Source organism: Saprospiraceae bacterium (assembly GCA_016709995.1).
Taxonomy (GTDB): domain Bacteria; phylum Bacteroidota; class Bacteroidia; order Chitinophagales; family Saprospiraceae; genus JADJLQ01.
Map to the genome: position 1 here is coordinate 2,042,884 of JADJLQ010000001.1, position 22,078 is coordinate 2,064,961.

A 22,078-nucleotide genomic window follows, 5' to 3' on the forward strand; every position below is an offset into this window, starting at 1 on the left:
AAATGAACGATCTCCGATTAATTCTAATCTCTAATATGCGCCAATATTTGCATGCCAATAGCAGTCCTGGCAGGTCCATCCCCTTCGATAATGGTAAATGGACTGCCTATCAATTTTAGCATTTTGATGTACTCCTGAAATAACCTCTCCCTGTCAAAAGGATTTACTCTCAGCGGATCAGGTGCCCAGGGTATATCAGGTGTACATACAAAAGTATGAGTGTAGCGATGATGGTTTGTTAAAGCAGTTAAGGCTTGTGGTACAAAACCAAATTTGTCCTGACTCCAAATATTCAACACGATCATATCAGTGTCGCAAATGATATCTGTCCCCATCTGCATCGCTTGATTCTCTAGTTCTATTTGCCGCTGGGCCAATAAGATCAAATCCCTGGCACTATCAATAACATTGCCAAGAGAAAGGAAGGTACGGGCATACTCCTCTACCAATGGCAACTGACTAGAGAATGAAAGCTGACTGGCCAGAGTAGTCTTACCACTCGATTCAGGGCCGGTGATGCTATATCGATTGATTTTATTTGATTGTTAAAATGTCAACAAAAATAATCGTGAATCTCTTCATTTTTTCTTCCATTTTTACAGTTTAAATTTTTATGCAAGATATAGAACCATTTTTTAGATGGCGTGACCAGTATATCACCTCAGAAGATATGAGGTCTCCTTTTTATGGTACACAAAACAGTGAGTTCCAGTATACCAATGCTATATACAATTATTATATCCACCCCCAGTGGGATGATATGGACTCTGAGACTTTATACCTCAAGATTCTTTTCGTTGATTATATAGAACAATATGCTATTATCGAATTTATAGGTGAATGGAATGACGCTATTCAAAACGATATTATGTATCTTAAAAGGAAAGTCATCGAAAAGCTAATGAAACACCACATTAAATACTTTGTTCTGATCCTGGACAATGTGCTTAATTTTCATAGTTCTGATGATTGTTATTATGAAGAATGGTATGAAGAAGTATCTGAGGAAGGTGGATGGATCGTCATGCTGGGGACTATGAATCATGTAGAAGATGAGCTTAAACAATGTGGGCTCCAACACTTTATACATTTTGGCAGTGACCTGAATGACATTGTGTGGAGACGGCTTGATGCTCCCGGCTTGATCTATGCGGTCAACAAAACATTGCAAGCTCAGGTCAAAAGGCTCAGAAACTGATACCCAACTTGCATATATAACTGATTCTCTTGATACTGTCTAATATGACTATCTTTGCACCGCATGTCATCAACTCAACATTTTTCAGGTTTTATCCATTTATTTGGCAATCCTAATGTCGGCAAGTCCAGCTTAGTGCATGCATTATGTGGGCAAAAGCTCGCCATCATCACAGAAAGACCTCAAACGACCAGGCATCGGATATTCGTGATATACAATGACGATACCCACCAGGCTATTTTCTCCGATGCTCCAGGCCGTATAAAAGAACCTCAGTACAAACTACAGGAAAGGATGAATATCCACGCTCATGCTGGAATATATGATGCCGACCTCATCCTATTCGTCACTACTCCGGAGGAAAAACTGGATCCTGATCAGGTCGAATCGATAAAAAAAACGAAAGTGCCTGTATTATTGATAGTTAATAAATCTGATCTGTTTAGCCAGGAGAAAGCAGAAGCTGCCAGGCAGGCATGGCTATCTTTGTATCCGTTTAGCCATAGTTTTATCGTCTCCGCATTAGAAAACAAGGGCACTCCGGAATTGTTAGAAACCTTGCTTAAATCACTACCTGAAGGTCCAGCTTATTTCCCAAAAGATGAAATGAGTGATAGGCATGAGCGGTTTTTTATCGCAGAGCTGATCCGTGAAACCATATTCGAATCTTATTATGACGAAATCCCTTACTCCAGTGAAGTACAGGTGCAAGATTTTAAAGATTCCGAAAAAGACAATAAACCCTTTGCCAAAATCTATGTATACATCTTTGTAGAACGCGATAGTCAAAAAGCAATATTATTAGGTCAGCATGGAAAAAGCATCAAAGAATTAGGCATCCAGGCACGAAAAAAAATAGAGGACTTCTTAGGCCATCCAATATATCTTGATCTACAGGTCAAAACAGAAAAAAACTGGCGCAACAATCCTGAAGTGCTTAAAAAATATGGTTATTAATAATTTTAGACGAAAAAATTCATGAGTAATATAGTTGCAATAGTAGGTCGGCCCAATGTAGGAAAATCAACCTTATTCAATCGTCTTTTTGGCGAAAGACAAGCTATTATAGACGACACCAGTGGAGTGACAAGGGATCGTATATATGGATTTAGCGAATGGAATGGTAAATCATTCACCATCATCGACACCGGAGGATTTGTTCAACACTCTGATGATGTATTCGAATCCGCGATAAGGCAACAAGTAAAAATGGCCATCGATGAAGCCAATGCCATCATCTTTATGGTTGATGTGACCACAGGTATCACGGATTTTGATGCCCAGGTAGCAGATCTGCTCAGGCGCACCAGGAAAAATGTCTACCTGGCAGTGAATAAAGTGGATAACCATCAGCGCATGTTGATGGCCAATGAATTTTATGGACTCGGCTTTGACAATACTTATTTCTTGTCATCCATCAGTGGTACTGGCGTCGGAGAGTTACTGGATGATGTGGTAGAAGTTTTTCCTCCAACCGAAACAGAGCCTGATGCCAATGCATTACCACAGATTGCGATTATAGGGCAACCAAATGTCGGCAAATCAACTTTACTCAATTCACTCATTGGTGAAGAAAGGAATATAGTGACAGATATACCCGGTACTACCCGGGATGCTATCCATACGGTATACAACAAATTTGGCAAGCATTTTTTATTGATCGATACCGCAGGTATACGAAGAAAAACTAAGGTACACGAAGACCTTGAGTTTTACTCGGTGATCAGGGCGGTCAGATCATTGGAAGACTGCGATGTATGCTTGCTCATGATCGATGCCACCACAGGCATGGAAGCTCAGGATTCCAATCTATTTAGCCTGGCCATCAAAAAACATAAAGGCATCGTGTTATTAGTAAACAAATGGGACCTTTTAGAGAAAGAAACGAATACGATGAACCAAATAGAAAAAGAGCTCAGATTTAAACTAGCACCTTTCAATGACATTCCGATATTATTTATATCGGCTCAAAACAAACAACGGATTTTCAATGTGGTGGAAGTAGCCATGGATGTATACGAACGACGAAATCAAAAATTTAAAACATCTGAACTCAATCAATTTCTTGCTGATGCTTTAGCAAAAAGTCCACCTCCTGCCTACAGAGGCAAAATGATTAAAATTAAATATGTCACACAGGTGCCAAAAGCTTACCCTGCTTTTGCTTTTTTCTGCAACAACCCCGACTATATGCAGAAAAACTATAAGCTTTATCTCGAAAATCAATTAAGAGAGAAATTTAACCTAACAGGAGTACCGATTTCTATGTTTTATAAAGAAAAGTAAATGATTTTTGAAGCTGAATATTTTGAAGTACAGGGTCCTGTACTGATCAAACCTAAAGTATTTGCAGATGAAAGAGGATATTTTTTTGAGTCCTTTGCTCAAAAAGATTTAGCAAAAATTGGCATCGATCAACCATTTTTGCAGGACAATCAGGCTTATTCGCATAAAGGCACTTTGCGTGGCCTGCATTTTCAAAAAAATCCATATGCCCAAAGCAAATTGGTCAGAGTCACTTCCGGCAAAGTGCTGGATGTAGCTGTTGACCTACGAAAAAATTCACCTACCTATGGCGCTCATGTTATGGTTATGTTAGACGCTGTAGACCATCATTTGTTTTATATCCCACAAGGGTTTGCCCATGGCTACCTGGTCGTATCTGATACATGTACCTTCCAATATAAGTGTGATCAGTATTATACCCCCGCTTCCGAAGGCGGTATCCGGTTTGATGACCCAAACCTTAAGATTGTGTGGCCAGACCTAAGTCTCGACTACAAGGTATCTGACCGTGATCAGCATTTACCCTTATTAGATCCTGACATCCATGCCTTTTAATATACTAGTCACAGGTGCGCATGGTCAGGTAGGAAGTCAATTGGTACTCAGGTTAAAGCAAGAGGCAGATATCAAGGTACATGCCTACGGCCATAAACAGCTTGACCTAACAGATGCCAATGCCATACTCCATGTGATCACGGATGAAATCCATGCCGTCGTCAATTGTGCAGCTTATACTCAAGTAGACCTGGCACAATCCGATCCTTCGGCAGCCTGGAATATCAATGCTGTGGCTCCGGAATTAATGGCCAAAGCTTGCCATCAAAAGAATATTCTATTTCTGCACTATTCTACAGATTATGTTTATGATAATGATCAGACGAGGCCATTAACAGAGACAGATCCATGCTGTCCTAAAAGCATTTACGCAATTACCAAGTATGAAGGAGAACAAAAGGCCTTGTATTATAACCCTAAAACGATAATTTTAAGGACTTCGTGGGTATACTCCCGGCAAGGGCAAAATTTTGTTAATACTATAATCCGTTTAGCACAAGAAAAATCTGAGCTTCTGGTGGTAGACGATCAACTAGGAGCACCCACCTATACTCCGAACCTGGTCGATGCAACCTTAACTATCCTACGGCGATATCTGGAATATGGTTCATCAAATATTTTTGGTATTTACAATTTTGCCAATGATGGCGCAATATCCTGGTATGAATTTGCAAAAAAAATTGTAGCCATGCGCCTTATCGACTGTAAGGTACTGCCTACATCCACCCAATCCTTTCCCAGGCCAGCTCCAAGACCTCGATACAGCATCTTTGAACTGACTAAAATACAAGCCGTGTTCGGTATCAAGCCTGTGCCCTGGGAGATAGCCCTTCAGGAATGCATTCAGCCAGAAAAATCATATCCAACCTTAGATTAAAAAAAGGCCTAATTTTGTTATAATCGAGTTTTAAAAAAGCGTTACAGTATAAGTGAGGGTTGTTTTTAAAAAAATATTAATTTCTGCCGGCCTGATATTATTATGTGCTGCAGCTCACGCTACGCACAATAGAGCTGGGGAGATCACTTATGTTCAAATAGGTCCTTTGAAAATCAGAGTGACTGTCACCACATATACCAAAACCAGCAGTACAGGTGCAGATAGAGACAGCGTAAACGTATTTTGGGGTGATGGTCAATCTCAATATGTATACCGTGTCAATGGCCCAGGTGCTAAGGGAGAACCCCTTCAGAATGATATCAAGAGAAATTTTTATGTTGCAGAGCACACCTATCCAGGTGTAGGCTCTTATGAAGTTTCGATGACAGACCCCAATAGAGTTGGAAATATCCTAAATCTTAATTTTCCAAATTCTGTGGGCATCCAGTTTCACCTGGCTACTACTCTTACCCTGTTAAATTCCACTATTCAGGGGTATAATAATTCCGCCATCTTATTGCAACCTCCGATTGACTTTGGGTGTATTGGTAAAAAGTTTATTCATAATATCAACGCTTACGACCCTGACGGTGATTCCTTGGCCTATGAACTCGTTGTACCATTTCAGGCAAAAGGATCTGAAGTACCCAACTATCGGTTCCCGGATCAAATCTTACCAGGTGCAGATAACAAAATATCTTTGGACAAGACTACCGGCAATTTTGAATGGCTAGCTCCACAAAAAGAAGGTGAGTATAATATCGCAATCCTGATTAAAGAGTATCGCAATGGCATCCTGCTGAATTAAATCATCAGAGATATGCAGATCACCATAGAGAATTGCAATAATGATCCACCAATTTTAACTGTACCTCAGGATATCTGTATCGTTGCAGGATCAAGAATAGAATTTGAGGTGTCAGCTATTGATTCAGATACTGCACAAAAAATTTCCATTAGTGCACTTGGTGGACCATTGAATGTATTTGTAAACAAAGCTGTTTTTAATGTCAAGCCTGGATTTCAATCTCAACCAGCCACCGGCAAATTCGTCTGGCAGACTTCTTGTGAACATATTTCGGATGTTCCATATGCTATTGTATTTCGAGCTGTGGACAATTTTAAAGATTCCACAGGGCTTGCTGATCTAAAGTCTGTTAGAATTAAAGTGGTAGGGCCTCCGCCTACTAACCTAAATTCGATCACCAGTGGTAATAACAAAGTCAAATTGACCTGGGAATACTCAAATGCCTGCGCAGTCACTGTAAATGATTATTTCAAAGGATTTTCGGTTTGGAGACGGGTCAATAGCAATCAGTTTAATCTTGATACCTGCATTAATGGCTTGGCAGGCAGGGGTTATATCAAGATCGCTTCCAATGTCAATACCAAATTAAATAACCAGTACACCTACGAGGATGAGATGGTAGAAGGAGGCAAAACCCATTGTTACAGGATTCTTGCAGAGTTTGCCTTGACCTCACCAGGAGGTAATTCTTATAATCGTGTAGTAAGTCTACCTTCTGAGGAGACCTGTATTCAATTAAAAAGAGATTTACCTTTTATCACAAAAGTTTCAGTTAATGCGACTGATCAGGTCAATGGCTCCATATCCGTGGCCTGGATTTTGCCTTTAGCCGATGATCTGGATACCTTGATGCACCCAGGGCCTTATAAAATCATTGTAGCAAGAGCAGAAGGTCTGCCTTCGACCAGTACAGTATATACACCCATCCCTGGTGCTATCTTTAGTTCCGGAAGCTTTGCCAATTTTAAGGATACTTCATTGGTAGACTTAAAATTAAATACAACCGAAAAAACTTACAGTTATCAATTGCAGTTTTTTACCGGCTCCACCTCCACTGCATATGGTATATCTGCTTCTTGCAGTAGTGTGTTCCTTCAAGGGATAGGCGCTGATAGAATCGTTAAATTGTCCTGGAAAGAGTCAGTACCCTGGAATAATTATAACTACGAGATTTACAGAAGTAGCATCAATAACCCGATCACTTTAATCGGCACGACGGCCGCTAGGTCATTCATAGATAACTCTGTAGAAAATAATCAAACATACTGTTATTCCATTCAATCGATAGGTACATATGGAATCAATGGCTTGCCGACACCGCTTACCAATTTTTCACAAGAAGTGTGCATTACCCCGGTAGATTCTACCCCACCTTGTTCTCCGGTATTTACCATCAATCGGGATTGCGTTTTAAAGGATAATTCCGGAAGTGTGACGAATGAACTTCAATGGAGCAACCGGGGTAGCGACACTTGTTTTGTGGATGACCTTGCCTCTGTAAATATTTATTTTTCAAAAAATAAAGTCAATCCGACTTTTATCAAACTAGCCAGCATCACAGACCGATCTATAACAACCTTTCTTCACACACCTGATTCCTCTTATACAGGCTGCTACATTTTGACGGCTGTTGATCACAATAACAATGAGTCCAAATTAACAGGAGCCATCTGCCCTCCCAATTGCAAATTAGAATATGATCTCCCAAATAGTTTTACCCCAAATGGAGATGGAGCCAATGATTTATTCACTCCCAGGGTCAATGCAGGAGTAGTAAGGGTTCAATTTGAAGTATTCAACCGTTGGGGTGAATTACTATTCTCTACTCAAGAACCGGCATTAAATTGGAATGGTCGGGATCGAAATGATAAGGAGGTAAGTCCCGGTGTTTATTATTATGTTTGTGAGGTCCTCGGTTTTCAGGAAAACGCATCTACACCTTTGGAAACCAGGAAAGGATTCATTCAAATACTTAGGTAAAATCCAATGTTTACAGGAATTATAGAGACACTTGGCGAAGTTGTAGATATTCATATTGTACAAAAAAATGTAGAGATATATATTTCTTCGATATTCAGTACAGACCTCAAAATCGATCAAAGTATTGCTCACAATGGTGTCTGTCTTACGGTAGATCAGACTGCACCATCATGGCATAGATGCACACTCATCGCAGAAACCCTGGATAAAAGCAATTTTAATAATCTTCAAAAAGGTGATCTTGTCAATCTTGAAAGGTCCGTCATCATTGGAAGCAGATTAGACGGGCACTTCGTACAGGGGCACGTAGATACTACCACCACTTGCCTGGAAATCAATGATTCTGATGGAAGTTGGGTTTATAAATTTTCACTACCATCCACATCCAGTCAGCTTGTAGTGCCCAAAGGCTCTATTACTATCAATGGTGTAAGCCTCACTATCTCTGACCTGAAAGAGGCTTATTTCGAAGTATCCATCATCCCTTATACCTTCCATCATACTAATTTTCACAAGCTTAGACCCGGAGACCTTGTCAACCTTGAATTTGATATATTGGGGAAATATATCCATAGAATTTGGACTATTTCAGGGCTTCCCTCGATAAAACTTTAATCGATAGTCTGCTTCAATTTGACCCTTACGAATGGCTTCAAGTCTTCTTTGGACCATGCGCTTTTTCAGAGGCTTTAAGTGATCAACAAACAAAACACCCATGGTGTGATCGTGTTCATGCTGAATTACCCGGGCATTGAGTCCAGTAAAAGTCTGTTTCCGAAGTTCGCCTGTTAGATCCTGATACTCCACAAGGATATCTGGCTGTCGTTCTACTTCAGCCCTAAGATCAGGGATGCTGAGACAGCCTTCTTCAAAAGCCCAAATGTCGCCGGCCTCCTCCAGGATCGTGGCATTAACAAATACCTGTTTTAAGCCTTTAAACTCTTTTCCTTCTTCCTGATACGGCGTCGAATCGACTATAAATAATTTAAGAGAATGTCCTATTTGTGGTGCAGCCAATCCGACACCTTTTGCAGCATACATGGTCTCCCACATATTGCTAATTAATTCATCCAGGTCAGGGTAGTTTAATGGATCCAGATCACTGGCTTCTACTTTTAACACTGGCTGCCCATACGCGTATATAGGTAATATCATGTTTTATTTAATAATGATTTAAATATTTTTGTAAAATCAAGACAGCACTCATGACATCGATAGCACTTTTGTCTCTTTTGTTTTTTGGTGTTCCCTTTTTTATTAACAAACTGACCGCTTCCTGACTGGTGAAGTTCTCTACTTGATATCGGATGGTTAAATATGGAAAACGATTGAGGAGGCTATTGCCGAAAGTATGAATATCAAAGTTTAATTCAGTGGGGGTGCCATCTTTGTGAAAAGGATCACCAAATACGACCAGATCAACTTGCTCCCGGCCAAGGTAATTGATTAAAAAAAGGTCCAATTCATCAGTAGCAATGGCAGTCAACGGATTGACTATCATTTTTAACGGATCTGTGACAGATAGCCCAGTCCTTTTTTTGCCATAATCTACACCCAGTGCCCTAGCCATTTTAATGCAAAATTACTCCATTTTTAAAATGTAAATGTGTATGAAGATCTTCACTTGGCTTTAGGGCACAAAAAAGACCCCCTTTGCCCTTTGGCAAAGAGGGGTCCCATCCCAAAAACAGTATATTTTTAAAAATAATGGCTACTCTACCACCACCATTTTTCGAGTTGCACTAAAACCATCTGACTGGAGTTGATAATAATATACTCCTGCAGACTTTAAATCCGATCTTTTCAATGCCACTTCATTGTATCCTTTTTGATAGGCTTCTTTGATCGTAAGCACTGATCTACCACTCACATCAAATACATTGATTATTGCTTGTCCAGCCGCTGGCATAACAAACCCAATCCTGGTAAGTTGATTAAATGGATTAGGTATGTTTTGCAGAAGAGTATAACTCTGTTCTTTTATACCAGTTGCTACATCAAGCCGCACAGACATGACCTCGTTAGCAATATTGTAGGCTTCTGCTGCAGTCAGCTTCGAATTTAGATGAATGACTTCGCTCAATTGATTTTGCATTTTTGATTTGAACTTCAAGGTGAATAGAGCTATGCCGTCAGTAGTCAAAGGCCTGATAGAATTATAACTCGTCGTGACGATACCTTGACTTAGCTTTTGAGTTCCAAAATTAACAAGGCTTAAATCAGCGATATTGGGTGTAATATTTACTAACTCCATTGTATGCGGATCAAATGATATAGTAAGCTGATAGCCTAGTATTTGTTCTTTTGAGCTTGCATAAAACGGCACTTCAATAAATTGATTTGCTTTAAACGATTGTTCTCGAGTAGAGAAAACCATTTCTTTCCCAGGAGACCTAACTTCAGCTCCCATCAATTGATTGGGTGTGACTGAACCATTGACATCGCCTACTTTGATACCTACAAAATTGACAGAAGCATCTTTTGTAAATCTATCTATCGTACTTGATTCAGGAAAACTTGCATCAAATGGGTTGGAGGTCTTGAAAGTAAAGTCGGAAGGAACAAATCTCCATGAATCATTTCCAGGGAAATTTTCATATACTCCCAGAATTAATTTTCTCAGTTCTACCAGATCGATGGAAGAAATATCATTTGATTTATTGATATCAGCAGCAATCAACCTGTATGGAGAAGTGATGGGTTGTACACCGAGTATATGCTTTTGAATTAATAAAAGATCTAAAGTAGATACGCCATTCATTGGGTTGATATTCTTTTTAGGCATCACTTTATACGAACCTCCTAATTGCATATTGCTGAATGCAAAGGCACCGTCAGTCTGAGTGATGGAAGGAAGGGCATTACTGCCTTCCAAAGAAACCTGGACTTTTTCGATATCCAATTTTTCTTCAGTTTTTACCAACCCTTTGATGTTAGCCACCAACGCTTGTGTACCTCCGGTACAAGCGTGGTTATTGTCCTGGATCAGGATATAAGTACGTGCGAAATCCTGGTTGCCATAAGTGTCAGTGACCCAAACATTGACAAATCGCTGCCCCAAACTATCACAAGTGAAGGTGATGGATTTTTTAGTGGTATCACTAGAGAATGAAAAGGTTGCGATTTTTTGTCCGCATCCAGCAGAGCTGCCCGCATCAAAGTCTTTTGCCCAGATGACTAAAGATTTGGTGCTTGGCATAAGATCTGCTGCAAGGCCATTCAACAAATATGGAGTAGGTTTTTTGCACAAAGTGACATTCACTATATTCTCCTTTCTCGTTTCATTGCCGCACAAATCTTTCAATATAAAGGTGATCTTATGGGTACCTGTTTGGATATCGGTGTTTAGAGTAGCCATAGATCCTGTGACATCCTGTACTTTATCTACAGTGCCATTATTATCAAAATCTACCAGTATAGTCCACTTTAATTCAGCAGCACTTGTACAATCATCACTACCATTCATCTTTAGATTTACGTGACCAAAACATGTCAGTGGATCGCTGGCACAGGTGATGATGCTGTCTACTTTAGTGATCGTTGGTGCTTTTTTATTTATCACTTTGATCACCTGTGTGTAGATAATGTAGCCGTCTCCATTATCTTTCAACCATCGATAATTGCAGTAACGGCTGTGATTGGCATCCATTACCGCTCTATATCCTGCTGATGTATCCACGATATAATCGAGCTCCCGATTGTGCTGATTGGGGTCGTACACACACCAGTCGATCAGTTTCCAGGTACGAATAATCTTATAACAAGCATCTGTAGCAATCTCATACCTGGTGTCTTGGAAAGAAATACCTACCTGTTCACATTCATCATCAAATATCTTTGGATAATTGTCACCAGTAGGATGATTAAACTGAGCAAGATTTTGTATACAATCAGTCTCTATATCTTTTGGAAATAATACTTCAAAATCCGAACGATGGATCATTTGTAGTTTTTGAGAGCATGAGGTGGATAATTGTCCACACTGATCGGTACCCGTCCAGGTTCTGTTAAGGGTACCAGCGCCACAATTATTTACTGACCCTGAAGTGGAAGAAGTAACCGTTACTGAACCACAATTGTCTTTAAACACAGGTACATCAAATTGGGAGTAGGGATCTATTTTCGAACCTACATACCATTTGTCCAAGTTTAAATAAGCAGTATCATAGATACCATTTGCTCCCGGACAATTTAACAATGATGTGTTATGATTAAATGACCAAAGTGCAAGATTAGCGATATAAGGTGTGCCATCACAGTAAGCATTCTTGACAGGGGCCACAGCACAGGTAGGTGCTTGTTTGTCGGCCACATTGATCCATACCATACAATCATTGTAGTTCTTCGGAGCCAGGCCAAAACTATAGTCCCCAGGATTAGCAGGAACCTTACTCATCAATGCCTTTACAAATTCTGTGACATAGCCGAGCTCACTACCATAGGCTGCTTTACAATAATGACTTTGACGAGAATCCCCATTGACATGTGGATCATACAATGGTACATTACATGCTTCATAGACTCTAAGCACTACCTGGAGCCTTCCGCAGGTCCCCAAATCAACATATTCATTGAAATAAGTACAATTAATATACTTATCTACTAACAAATCAAAAAAGCTCCTTTTGCTGTTGTAGACTGATTCGCCATACTTAGATTTAATTTTATTAATTAATAAAGTTTGGTATTTAGTAAGCGTATCCATCTCCACCGCAGCAAAGTATAAGACACTACAACAATTGTCATGACTCCCTTTGTTCAGATCTTCTGCATAGACTCTGGCCCAGCATTGTGCTGGGTCCAGGGTAGTGGCCGTATTTTCGATGCATACAGGGGTCGGGGGGATAGCGTCAATGACCGTCACCTCCTGTATAGATTCTCTGGAAAGCCCACAAGAATCAAGGATAAAATAATGTATGTTATGCACTCCAGATGGAAGTGTAATCACTGCGGTGTTACCATTAAAGGTGCCACTTACAACAGTAGGAAATGCTCCTCCTTTGGATCCAAAATAAGTCACAGAATAATTTATGGCTTCAATGCCAGAACAATCGGAGGCTATTGGCTTTGTAAGTTTTATAGAGGTGTTACAATCATGAGCACCTGCCGATGCAGTAATGGGAGCAATAGGCACTACGAGTGTCGGAGGTGTGGTATCCATAATTTTGATCCATTGCAATACCACGGTATCTTTTTTGGTACACCAATCCGTGACAGTCCACTGGCGCCTGATTTTGCGGCTTTTACCACAAATCGGATAGACCAAATCGTCATACCTGCTGATTATTTTACAGACACTATAGTTAGGCCAAACTGGATTTCCCTTAATAGTAGGGACTCCAACTCTTTGCGGTATTGGATTGCCTTTGGCATCTTTAGCAATGGTGTCAGCGATATGACAGTTGAGCATAGTATCTCTTGGTCCTACTAAATTGCTAATGGTATCTCTGGCTATCCAAAGACTATCAACACAAGTACTTGTCAGGCCCCATCTATCTGTTGCAATCACAGTACGTTGACACAAGGCTACAAATGCTGTATTAGTACAAGGATATTCAGTACAAACTACAGAGATAGATACGGGAGCACTTACTCCACAATTGTCACTCGCTACCCCAAATGGGAAACGATCCAATCCCTGGCTATAACCATCCAATTGGAGACAAGAAATGGTGTCCTTGACACAATTTAAGTTTGGTCCAGATTTATCTTCAATTTTGACTTTCGACCAACAACTATTATTAGATATCGTATCAGTCACTTTTGCAATGAGCGTATAACCGACCCAATTGCAATTGATCATATTACCAATTTGATTGCCATATGGGTCATACATGGATACGACATAGCTACCTCCGGGACATGAAGCAGGATTAGTCAGGATATTTTCAGGGACCATCATCGTTTGACCTCCTGCAATAGTATCTAGCGATAAATTAACATTGGTACAGACCATCGGGCATTGGCCCTTCGCCTGGAATAAGCCAGCGAAAAATACCAGCATTAGCAGTACACAGTTTTTGCAGTATCTCGCTTTGCTTGCTGCATCAGTGCGTTGAGTTTTCTCCATGAGACTTTAGTTTTAGTTTATAAATTAAATTGGGATGGGATGCCTTTGCAGCCCTTTTGGTACATCGTTTTATCTAGCAAATGGGGAGCTACATAAAAAAAGGTCCTATCGTTACTTAATCATCTACTCAGGAGGTTCATTGTCCAGGCTTTAAAGAGACAAATTGTGCATAATAGGGAAAGTTAAATATTAACTTATTCTATTATCTACTACATTCTCATTCTCTGCTTATCACATATTATCATATTATACTATATAATAATATGTCACAAATATATTTTAGTGGTATAAACATTGACTACCCTGTAAATGGTATTTTTAATATTACATTATTATATAATATCTATTAAATTGTATAATAGACTAATACAATGTGCATTCTTTTATAATATGTTAAATACTGATTGAAATAATATTACAAATAATGAATAAAGTATATATAATGCAAAAAACCCTGCCCGAAAAGATTCGGACAGGGTCGGAAATAAAACAATGAAATTCTTATACTTATTCCAGAAGGATCATCTTACGGACTTCCGCATATCCATTATACTCTAGTTTATAGTAATAGATACCTGAAGATTTTAATTGATTTTTATCCAAAGTCACTTGATAATCACCTTTATCCAATGCATTTTCCCATACCTGTATTAATCGCCCGGTCATGTCCGTCACTGACCATCTTACCTTACCAGCAGCAGGCAAAGTATAGCTAATCATAGTTGAATATGTGAATGGATTTGGTGAGTTTTGCATCACTATGGCTCTTGAGAGATTACTACCTTGATGAGCCTCTGCAGGCAAGAATTTGAATATTAGGTCATACACTGTTCTGTCCTGACTATAAGCTTCAGCTGTAAGTCCCGTATTTTTAAAGTTGATGAATTCAGACAATTTTCCATTTTCCTTTGGCCGCAGGTAAATTGAAATCAATCTTTGAGACCCACTGCGTACATCAGCATAAGGTTTTATCCAGGATATATTGATGATTCCTTTTTCAAACATCCTGTCATTGATGCTTGAAGTGTTATCGATCAGAGCCTGGTTGTAATTGATTCCTACTATTTGCATACCCTTAAATTCAATACTTGCTTGCAAGCCATACAATCCTGTAATGTCCAAACTAAAAGGCACCTCTACCAGGTTGCCGGCTTTCACCAGGACATCTGGAATAGTAACCTCTTTGGCACTTCTGTTTCTACTTTGAAGATTATCCAGTTGTGGTGCAGCACTTTGGTTTACATCCCCAATCTTAATTCCTGTAAAGTTTTGCTCACTTTTTTGTTTTTCGACAGCCTCTATGTATGGATTTTCAAATTCGGCCATAGCAAGATGGTCCGTGGTCCTGGCCATCAAAGTTTTATCAAAAAACCTCCAGGAGGTGTTTTGAGGAAACTGAGTATAAATACCAAGTATCAATTTTCTTAATTCAATCAAATCTATGCTGGTGATATCATCGTCTTTATTGACATCTCCTGCCACAAATTGGTCCATCCGCTCAAACCGCTCGATCCCTAAAATGTGTTTTTGGATCGCAATGAGATCTGAGGTACTCACACCTAAAGTAGGGTCATCATTTTTATAGGGGAATATTTTATATAAACCAGGTAACATATTGTCAAAAGCAAAATCACCCGCTTTTCCGGTCTGTTTTTGATATTGCTCTTCTCCGATAGCAGATAATATTACGTTAGGTATCGATTTACCGTTTATCATAGTCACTTTTCCTTCCAGGGCTGCAGTATTTCTAATAGCATTCTTACCACATACATTGAGTGTGTCGAAAAAGGCCAGGAATCTATTGCCGACACAGGTATCCTGATTGCCACTGGCGTCCGTCACCCAAAGGATAAAATTCCTTTCAAAAGGAAAAACTTTGACACTGTCCAATAACAAATCACCACCTGCTCGCAAGATTTTTAATTGAGTACAATTGACTTCTAATATGGTATCCGCTATGTTTTTAGTCCATGAAAACCTTAAGGATGCAGGTGCTGTACAATTGTCCACACTTCCTCCGTCAAACTGCCTCGCATGAATCCTGACGAAACCCTGATCGTTGAGATAATTATTACTTTTTTTACAAGCCGCACTAGGCTTAATTGTGTCTTTGACGGTGATGACTACAGTATCCTTTGCTGTATTACCACATATATCGCGGGCAATAACCAATACATTGGTGACCCCGAGACCATATCTGCGCACCAGGGATGCTCCTGCAGTATCTGTCCTACCCAAGATTACATTTTTAATAGTCACACCAGCATTGCAGTCTGTTGCGGTGGCACTTCCTAGAAAACTAAGCAGGGTATCGCAGCTAGTTTGAAATTTGAGATATACGCATGTATCCTTTGGTACGGTTAGAACCGGTGCAGTATTATCTATCACACTTATGATCTGTGTATCCCGACATACCTGCGGAGGAATAGAACATGTATCCTGTATAGTCCAAACCCGTCTGGTGGTACTAGTACATCCGCCAACTCCTATCACCGCCAGGGTAGTGTCCTGGAAGGTCGTGGTGATTCGTGCGCAATTACTTTGAATAAAGGTGATCACTGGTTTTGAATTGAGACTATCCGGATGAATACTTTTACCACAGGTGGTTAAAGTAGTATCATTTGGCCAGGTGATCTGATTACATAAGAGCGTATCTGCAGCTCTGAAAGTCACCATAAAAGTACAGGAGTCCTTTCTACCGGAAGTATCAGTAACGATTCTCTTAAAATTGATTTTGGCAATCGAACATTTATTGCGTATGGTATCAGACTGAAGTATATTGGTAGCTATCTGTGTACAGGAAGCAATCACTTCTGCAGCGCGCGGAGTAAAGGTAGCACCGCAAGCTACTATCGTATCATTTTGACAGATAATTTTAAATCCGGCAGTATCAATGACGGTCACTTTGATAGATAAAGAGTCTTGATTGCCACATTTATCAACAGCTTTGTATTTGATGGTGGTCATGCCCCTGGGGAAAACTACTGGACCTATGTCTGCTCCTTGAGCATTTAAAGAATTGGTGATCACTACATTGGGATCACAGTCCGTAGCTACAAGTTTTGGCAGATCCACCGTAGCATTACAGGTGACTCCGGCATATACCGTAGTATCTCTCACCCCAGATAGAACAGGCTTGACCGTATCAATAATATTTATATTTTGAACACAGTTGACCACAAATCCAGGTTGTAATGCATCTGTTATCGTCCAGGTTCTTCTTATTCTGAGACATGGAGTACCAAGATTGGAGAAAGTATCCAATATTAAATTGACAGAGACTTGTGCACAAGGGCGTGCAGTATCTTTTAGTATGATTCCGGGGATTGAATTCAGATCCGGAAAGTTACATCCTATGACATTTACATTTGCATCAGGACAAGTGACATCATCGGCGCCAAATGCGTTCGCACCAATGCCAATGATGAATACTGTCTGACATGAGTCAACTAACCCTGTTCCGGTAGTGACGATATACCTTTTGATGAGTGTGCCCTGACCAGCTCCATTCCTGTTGTCGAATACAGTTTTACTGATTACACTAAATGCCCCACAGTAATTTATGTTGGGAGGGGTATTAGGAACCGGAGTTCCGCAACTCAATCTTACTGTATCCTGACATTCTATGATTAAAGGCAATTTGCTGGTCACTTCGACCTCTGTAATACAACGGCTGACATTGCCGGCAAGGTCCTTGGCCTCAATTTCCACCAATACAATGCTGTTGCCTCCGGCGCAACAAATAGTCACACTGTCCTTGAAAACCAGGTCATCGAACGGGCTGCCACACAAATCTTCCAGTTTTCTGATTTTCAGACCCACTGTCGACAGACCAGAACAATCGTCCCAATACTCATAAACAAATCCATTGGGCCCAACGCGAATGGAGTCTGTCAGCAGGCAGACTTCGATGGGTGAACAACTAAGCAAAGGTCCCTGGCCATCTATAACAGTGACAGGCAATGTACAGGTGGATGCATTGCCACATCCATCAGCTACTGTATACTTAAATGTATGATTACCAATAGATAATATGATTTTCTGTCCTGGTACGTATGCTCCTGCCCCATCTACCATAACCGTAGTAGTCAGCTGTAAGGGATTACAATTATCCGTAGCAGTGATACCAGGAATGAGCTGATGTGAATAACATTCTTTTACGTTGGTGCCATAAGTGATTGGTGCCGGACAAGTGATCACCGGCCTGGTGGTATCGTGATAATATATGTCCTGGTCATAATTTTTGGCATATAAATTACAGCAATCAGTGACCGTCCAATGTCTGCGGATATGGATCGAATTGCCACACAATACATTTGTAAAATCTTTAAAATCAACTGTCAATCCACAAAAATGATCTACCGGCTCCCCTAAATATGTAGGTGCCCCTGCAGCTTCCTCTGAAAGATCCAAATTGGCAGGACAATAAACATGTACAGACGCAGGAAACTCAATGTTTTTAAGTTGGACGCGGTTTGTATATAATTCTTGTACTACAATAGTCTTATTGCCTGCTCTGTCTACTACACTCCATTTTCTAAATATCAAGATCCCAAGACCATTGCAATTTTGATCTACCGAATCTTTATAAGTGACCTCCAGAGAACTTGTCGAAGTGCAATTATCCCAAATCGAAATAAAATCACTCCAGGGCTTTTCAGTGACCTGCGTGCAGTTGAGTTCAACCACTTTATACAATCGTACCCCTGGAGGAGTCTTATCTGCATAACAGGGTTCGTCCATCTGAGCTATCCATAACTCAGGATTTGAACTGTAAAAATTATTTGGCGAAATCGACATCGCCAGTACGTTCGTTTGTACCTGAATTAAAATGGCCATAATCAATATCATCATCGACCGATGAAAAAGATTAAAGGAGGAAGAGGTAGTTTTCATTGTTTTGAATTTATTTTATTCCCAAAAATTATCAATCATTTATATATAATACAAAATCATAATGCGAATATATTACAAATAATTTTAATTTGTATACATCTGAGTTACTTTTTTTTACTCCACTTTCGAAATGATATGCCTGGTCATCGTATTTTTTCCGTATAAAACTTCGAGGTAATAGATGCCTATGCCCAATCTGTCGGTTTGTACTTTGATTTCCTCACCTGGCTTCACATGACCTGAGCCTACGCGCACAGTGGATCCCATTTGATTGACAAGTCTCCACCTTACAGGGTCGTTTGAAGCTGCTTCTAACTTAATATTGAGATAATCTCTGACTGGGTTAGGGAATACAACCACAGAAGATGAAGCTTCAATTTCCTGGACCGCCTTTATTTGAATAGGATGAGACAGATCATCAGCACCATACCATTGAGAAATTAATGAGCCTTGTTTTACTGTTTTTGGATGGGACCCCTTAATTGTGAATAATGCTGTATGATCTGCTATTGTTATGGGTTGTGTAGTGACCCAGGAGATTCTGAGTTCATGTCCAATAATGGAATATTTTAAATCACGTAATGCATCAGATGCGATGCTCGCACCAGTCCAACCATCAAGGGATACCAGGCTGAGCTGAAGGCCATTTATTGACCGGGTTGCATTCATCGAAACCGTCATGCCTTCTTTAGAATTATTGATTAAAAGATCGTCGGCGGTATAGTTTCGGCTTTCGAGATTAATTGAAGCCTTTACTATAGCATCATGATTTACATCACCCATTCTAAATCCTACAAACTCTAACTTTTGATCCTTGTTATCCGGCCAGGAATAAGCATTGGGCACTTCGCGTCCTGCCTGCATGGTGTTTAAGACAGCTGGGGTAGTGAATACCCAGGGCAAATGGGTTTCACCTTCAGTCAGGCCTAGTATAATTTTCCTGAGAAGGATCAAATCGAATATGTTGATATCTCCATTTTTATCAATGTCTGCAGCATATTCCTGCAAAACAGATTCAAATCGACTGGTGCCGGAGATATGTCTTTGTATTTGCAATAGATCCAACGTACTGATGCCATTGAGCAAATTAGATTCTTTTTTGTCCAAGTGGACGCTCGTGATGTTTAATCCCTGATTTTCCTGAAACGTACCATTTCGATCAGTCATTTGATGAAAAATCATCTCTGCTTTTTGATTTTGACCTTCAACTTGAACAGCTTCGATCGGTTGTTGAATATAGTTGAGCACCTGGCCGGCAATGGTTCCGACCAAAGGAGCAAAAGCAGTAGTATCCTGGATAATAATTTGGGAAAATACTCGGACAGGTGTCAGGCTGAAACAGGAATCTCCAACTCGCCAAGTCCTTTTAGTGATTCTACATCTGCTGGTGCCGGCAGTGCTTCTAAATGTATCGACATAAGTGATGAAGATCTTGTTGCATCCATTTGGATCAATATCTACAACAGGAGGAACATAACTGGTCTTACCAGGTAACAAGGAATCCAATGAGCAGCCTACTATTTTTATCGTATCATGAGGCAAAACAATATCATCTGCGGTAAGTGTGTCCGTGGCGAAAATCGTGATTTGTTGAAAACAGGTATCCTTATTATTTGCCAGGTCCGTAGCTATGATTCTTCTTCTAATTTGCCCAATACCGCATAGATTTATGCTATTTAGCAAAGTATCTATTTTAATTTTTACGCTATCGACACAATTATCTAACAATCCGACTTTGGGATTGTGCCAAACTGGTCTGGCACTAGTACATAATAAGGTATCGTCTTGTGCACAATCCAACCTGGGAGCAGTTTTATCCCCCACCATAATCCTTACTTTACATGAATCCTGATTACCATAAATATCGGTAGCCAGAAATACCAAATTAAAAGTATGATTGATATCGGCGCAGCATATGCTGACTTCATTTTTGTACGAGGTCACATCAGTAGGGTTCCCACACCTGGTGGTCTCTCTCCGAATCAATACATTGAGCAGTCCGCAATTGTCATAGGGTTGGATAGATGAAAAATTTGCAGCACTAATGGTCAAATTGTCATCCGGTACAACAAGCTGCATACTGTCAATGCATAATAAGGTAGGAGGTTGTCTGTCTTTGACCGTGACAGAAGTATTACAACTAGATTTATTACCACAGGGGTCTGAGACTTCATAAGTCAAAATATGAGTACCTACAGGTAATAAAATATCTGCTCCTGGTACTGTCAAAAAACCATGATCTACCTGGACTAATGTGGTCAATAGATTGGTTGGATGACAAGCGTCGGCCGCTGAATCAACTGGTCTAACATGAAAAAAAGATTCACATTGGCCGAATGAGGTAGAGACGGTATCCGCTGCCCGACAAACAATCGTAGGTCTGGCAGTATCGGAGATAATGATATATTGCATTACGGTCGTGTCCGACAAAGCACAACAATCGAATAAACTCCAGGTCCTGAGTATTTTCTTTGTGATACCACATTTATTATACTCCAAATCTTTATGGTCTACAATCCAGCCACAAAACTTACCCAAGGCTAACCCACCGATAGTCGGCTGTCCCAGGTCTGCCGGCGAAGTACTGGTAACCGGACAATAGATCGTGGTATCTGAGGGGAATACGATGTCGGCCTTTGCTGGTCTAAGCAGGTTGATTTTTTGTGTGCAATATCCAGCCCTTCCCCAAGGATCTAATACCGTCCATTTGCGAGTAACTGTTGAAAAAGTGTCATTGGAACAATCTTTCTGCACAATCTGATCAATGTGCGAAATCTTTAAATATTCATAAGGCGTACAATTATCGCCAATGACCACCAAGCCGGCTATGCTGTCCAAATCACTTAACATACCTGTACAAAGCAAGGTTGTATCGCGGCACATCACGGATGGTGGCAATTTATCTTCGACCATGACAAAGGTCCAACATGCGTTATTGGTCGCATTTTCAGTGACTTGAACTTTTATTCTTTGACCAATAGATTGGCAAGTAATCGTATCTGTATTTTTACCAACTACTATTGTGGTGTAATTGGCTTCCGGTCCATGAGGCTGCTTCAGAATCATGCCTGGGGTCACTTTTACTTTACCCGTAGCATCCAGAGACAATTGACAACTTTCAAGACAAATCATGCCACTGAATGCTTGCTTGGTCAAATAAGAAGGAGACCAGTTTCCGATTGAATAATAGTTAGTCGTATTTGGAGTACTAGCAGCATTTGCAACAAACATTGAAAATAAACCAATGCTTAAGCATATACTTTTAAATAGAATACTTTTGGCGTATTGCTTTACCTTGAAAATGATTCTTTCTGGATTCATTTTTATTTTTTTGATAGTGAATAGGAGCAATAGACTTATTGCAGTAAGATCATTTTATTGGTACCGGTTCCGTAGAGTGACTCCACT

At 40.1% G+C, this 22,078-nt stretch carries 13 protein-coding genes and 1 pseudogene; 8 read left to right on the plus strand and 6 right to left on the minus strand.

Annotated elements, in window-relative coordinates; all coding sequences use genetic code 11:
• Positions 1-23 precede the first annotated feature (23 nt).
• The gene (locus tag IPJ09_08600; protein MBK7371488.1) at positions 24-533 is read right to left on the minus strand and encodes an ATP-binding protein; all 510 of its coding nucleotides are present in this window, start codon (positions 531-533) and stop codon (positions 24-26) included.
• A gap of 80 nt (positions 534-613) precedes the next feature.
• On the opposite strand from IPJ09_08600, the pseudogene IPJ09_08605 reads away from it, so the two are divergent.
• The 8 genes and pseudogenes from IPJ09_08605 to IPJ09_08640 all read left to right on the plus strand — a co-directional run bounded on the left by IPJ09_08605 (position 614) and on the right by IPJ09_08640 (position 8,319).
• Positions 614-1,129 (plus strand): annotated as a pseudogene (locus tag IPJ09_08605) (hypothetical protein).
• A 132-nt stretch (positions 1,130-1,261) separates the two neighbouring features.
• Positions 1,262-2,155 (plus strand): GTPase Era, encoded by an 894-nt coding sequence (era, locus tag IPJ09_08610; GenBank protein MBK7371489.1) that lies wholly within the window; start codon positions 1,262-1,264, stop codon positions 2,153-2,155.
• A gap of 21 nt (positions 2,156-2,176) precedes the next feature.
• On the plus strand, positions 2,177-3,484 hold the full coding sequence (der, locus tag IPJ09_08615) for a ribosome biogenesis GTPase Der (GenBank protein MBK7371490.1): 1,308 nt from the start codon (positions 2,177-2,179) through the stop codon (positions 3,482-3,484).
• Complete coding sequence (rfbC, locus tag IPJ09_08620; GenBank protein ID MBK7371491.1) at positions 3,485-4,039, plus strand: dTDP-4-dehydrorhamnose 3,5-epimerase; 555 nt, start codon at positions 3,485-3,487, stop codon at positions 4,037-4,039.
• On the plus strand, positions 4,029-4,916 hold the full coding sequence (gene rfbD / locus IPJ09_08625; GenBank protein MBK7371492.1) for a dTDP-4-dehydrorhamnose reductase: 888 nt from the start codon (positions 4,029-4,031) through the stop codon (positions 4,914-4,916). Before rfbC ends, rfbD begins: the two co-directional genes overlap by 11 nt.
• A gap of 52 nt (positions 4,917-4,968) precedes the next feature.
• On the plus strand, positions 4,969-5,724 hold the full coding sequence (locus IPJ09_08630) for a hypothetical protein (GenBank protein MBK7371493.1): 756 nt from the start codon (positions 4,969-4,971) through the stop codon (positions 5,722-5,724).
• Positions 5,725-5,736: 12 nt separating this feature from the next.
• Entirely contained in the window at positions 5,737-7,704 is a 1,968-nt protein-coding gene (locus IPJ09_08635; GenBank protein ID MBK7371494.1) for a gliding motility-associated C-terminal domain-containing protein, read from the plus strand.
• 6 nt (positions 7,705-7,710) lie between these two features.
• Positions 7,711-8,319, plus strand: a complete 609-nt coding sequence (locus IPJ09_08640; GenBank protein ID MBK7371495.1) for a riboflavin synthase — start codon at positions 7,711-7,713, stop codon at positions 8,317-8,319.
• Here IPJ09_08640 and def read toward each other — a convergent pair.
• From def to IPJ09_08665, 5 genes are all read right to left on the minus strand, one after another.
• Positions 8,293-8,859, minus strand: coding sequence for a peptide deformylase (gene def, locus IPJ09_08645; protein ID MBK7371496.1), 567 nt, complete (start codon positions 8,857-8,859; stop codon positions 8,293-8,295). The genes IPJ09_08640 and def overlap by 27 nt on opposite strands.
• A 7-nt stretch (positions 8,860-8,866) precedes the next feature.
• Positions 8,867-9,274: a Holliday junction resolvase RuvX gene (gene ruvX, locus IPJ09_08650; GenBank protein ID MBK7371497.1), complete on the minus strand. Its 408-nt coding sequence runs from the start codon at positions 9,272-9,274 to the stop codon at positions 8,867-8,869.
• Positions 9,275-9,415: 141 nt separating this feature from the next.
• Positions 9,416-13,774: a T9SS type A sorting domain-containing protein gene (locus IPJ09_08655; GenBank protein ID MBK7371498.1), complete on the minus strand. Its 4,359-nt coding sequence runs from the start codon at positions 13,772-13,774 to the stop codon at positions 9,416-9,418.
• 507 nt (positions 13,775-14,281) lie between these two features.
• On the minus strand, positions 14,282-18,670 hold the full coding sequence (locus IPJ09_08660) for an HYR domain-containing protein (protein ID MBK7371499.1): 4,389 nt from the start codon (positions 18,668-18,670) through the stop codon (positions 14,282-14,284).
• Positions 18,671-18,784: 114 nt separating this feature from the next.
• Positions 18,785-21,991 (minus strand): hypothetical protein, encoded by a 3,207-nt coding sequence (locus IPJ09_08665; GenBank protein MBK7371500.1) that lies wholly within the window; start codon positions 21,989-21,991, stop codon positions 18,785-18,787.
• Between the last annotated feature and the right edge of the window lie 87 nt (positions 21,992-22,078).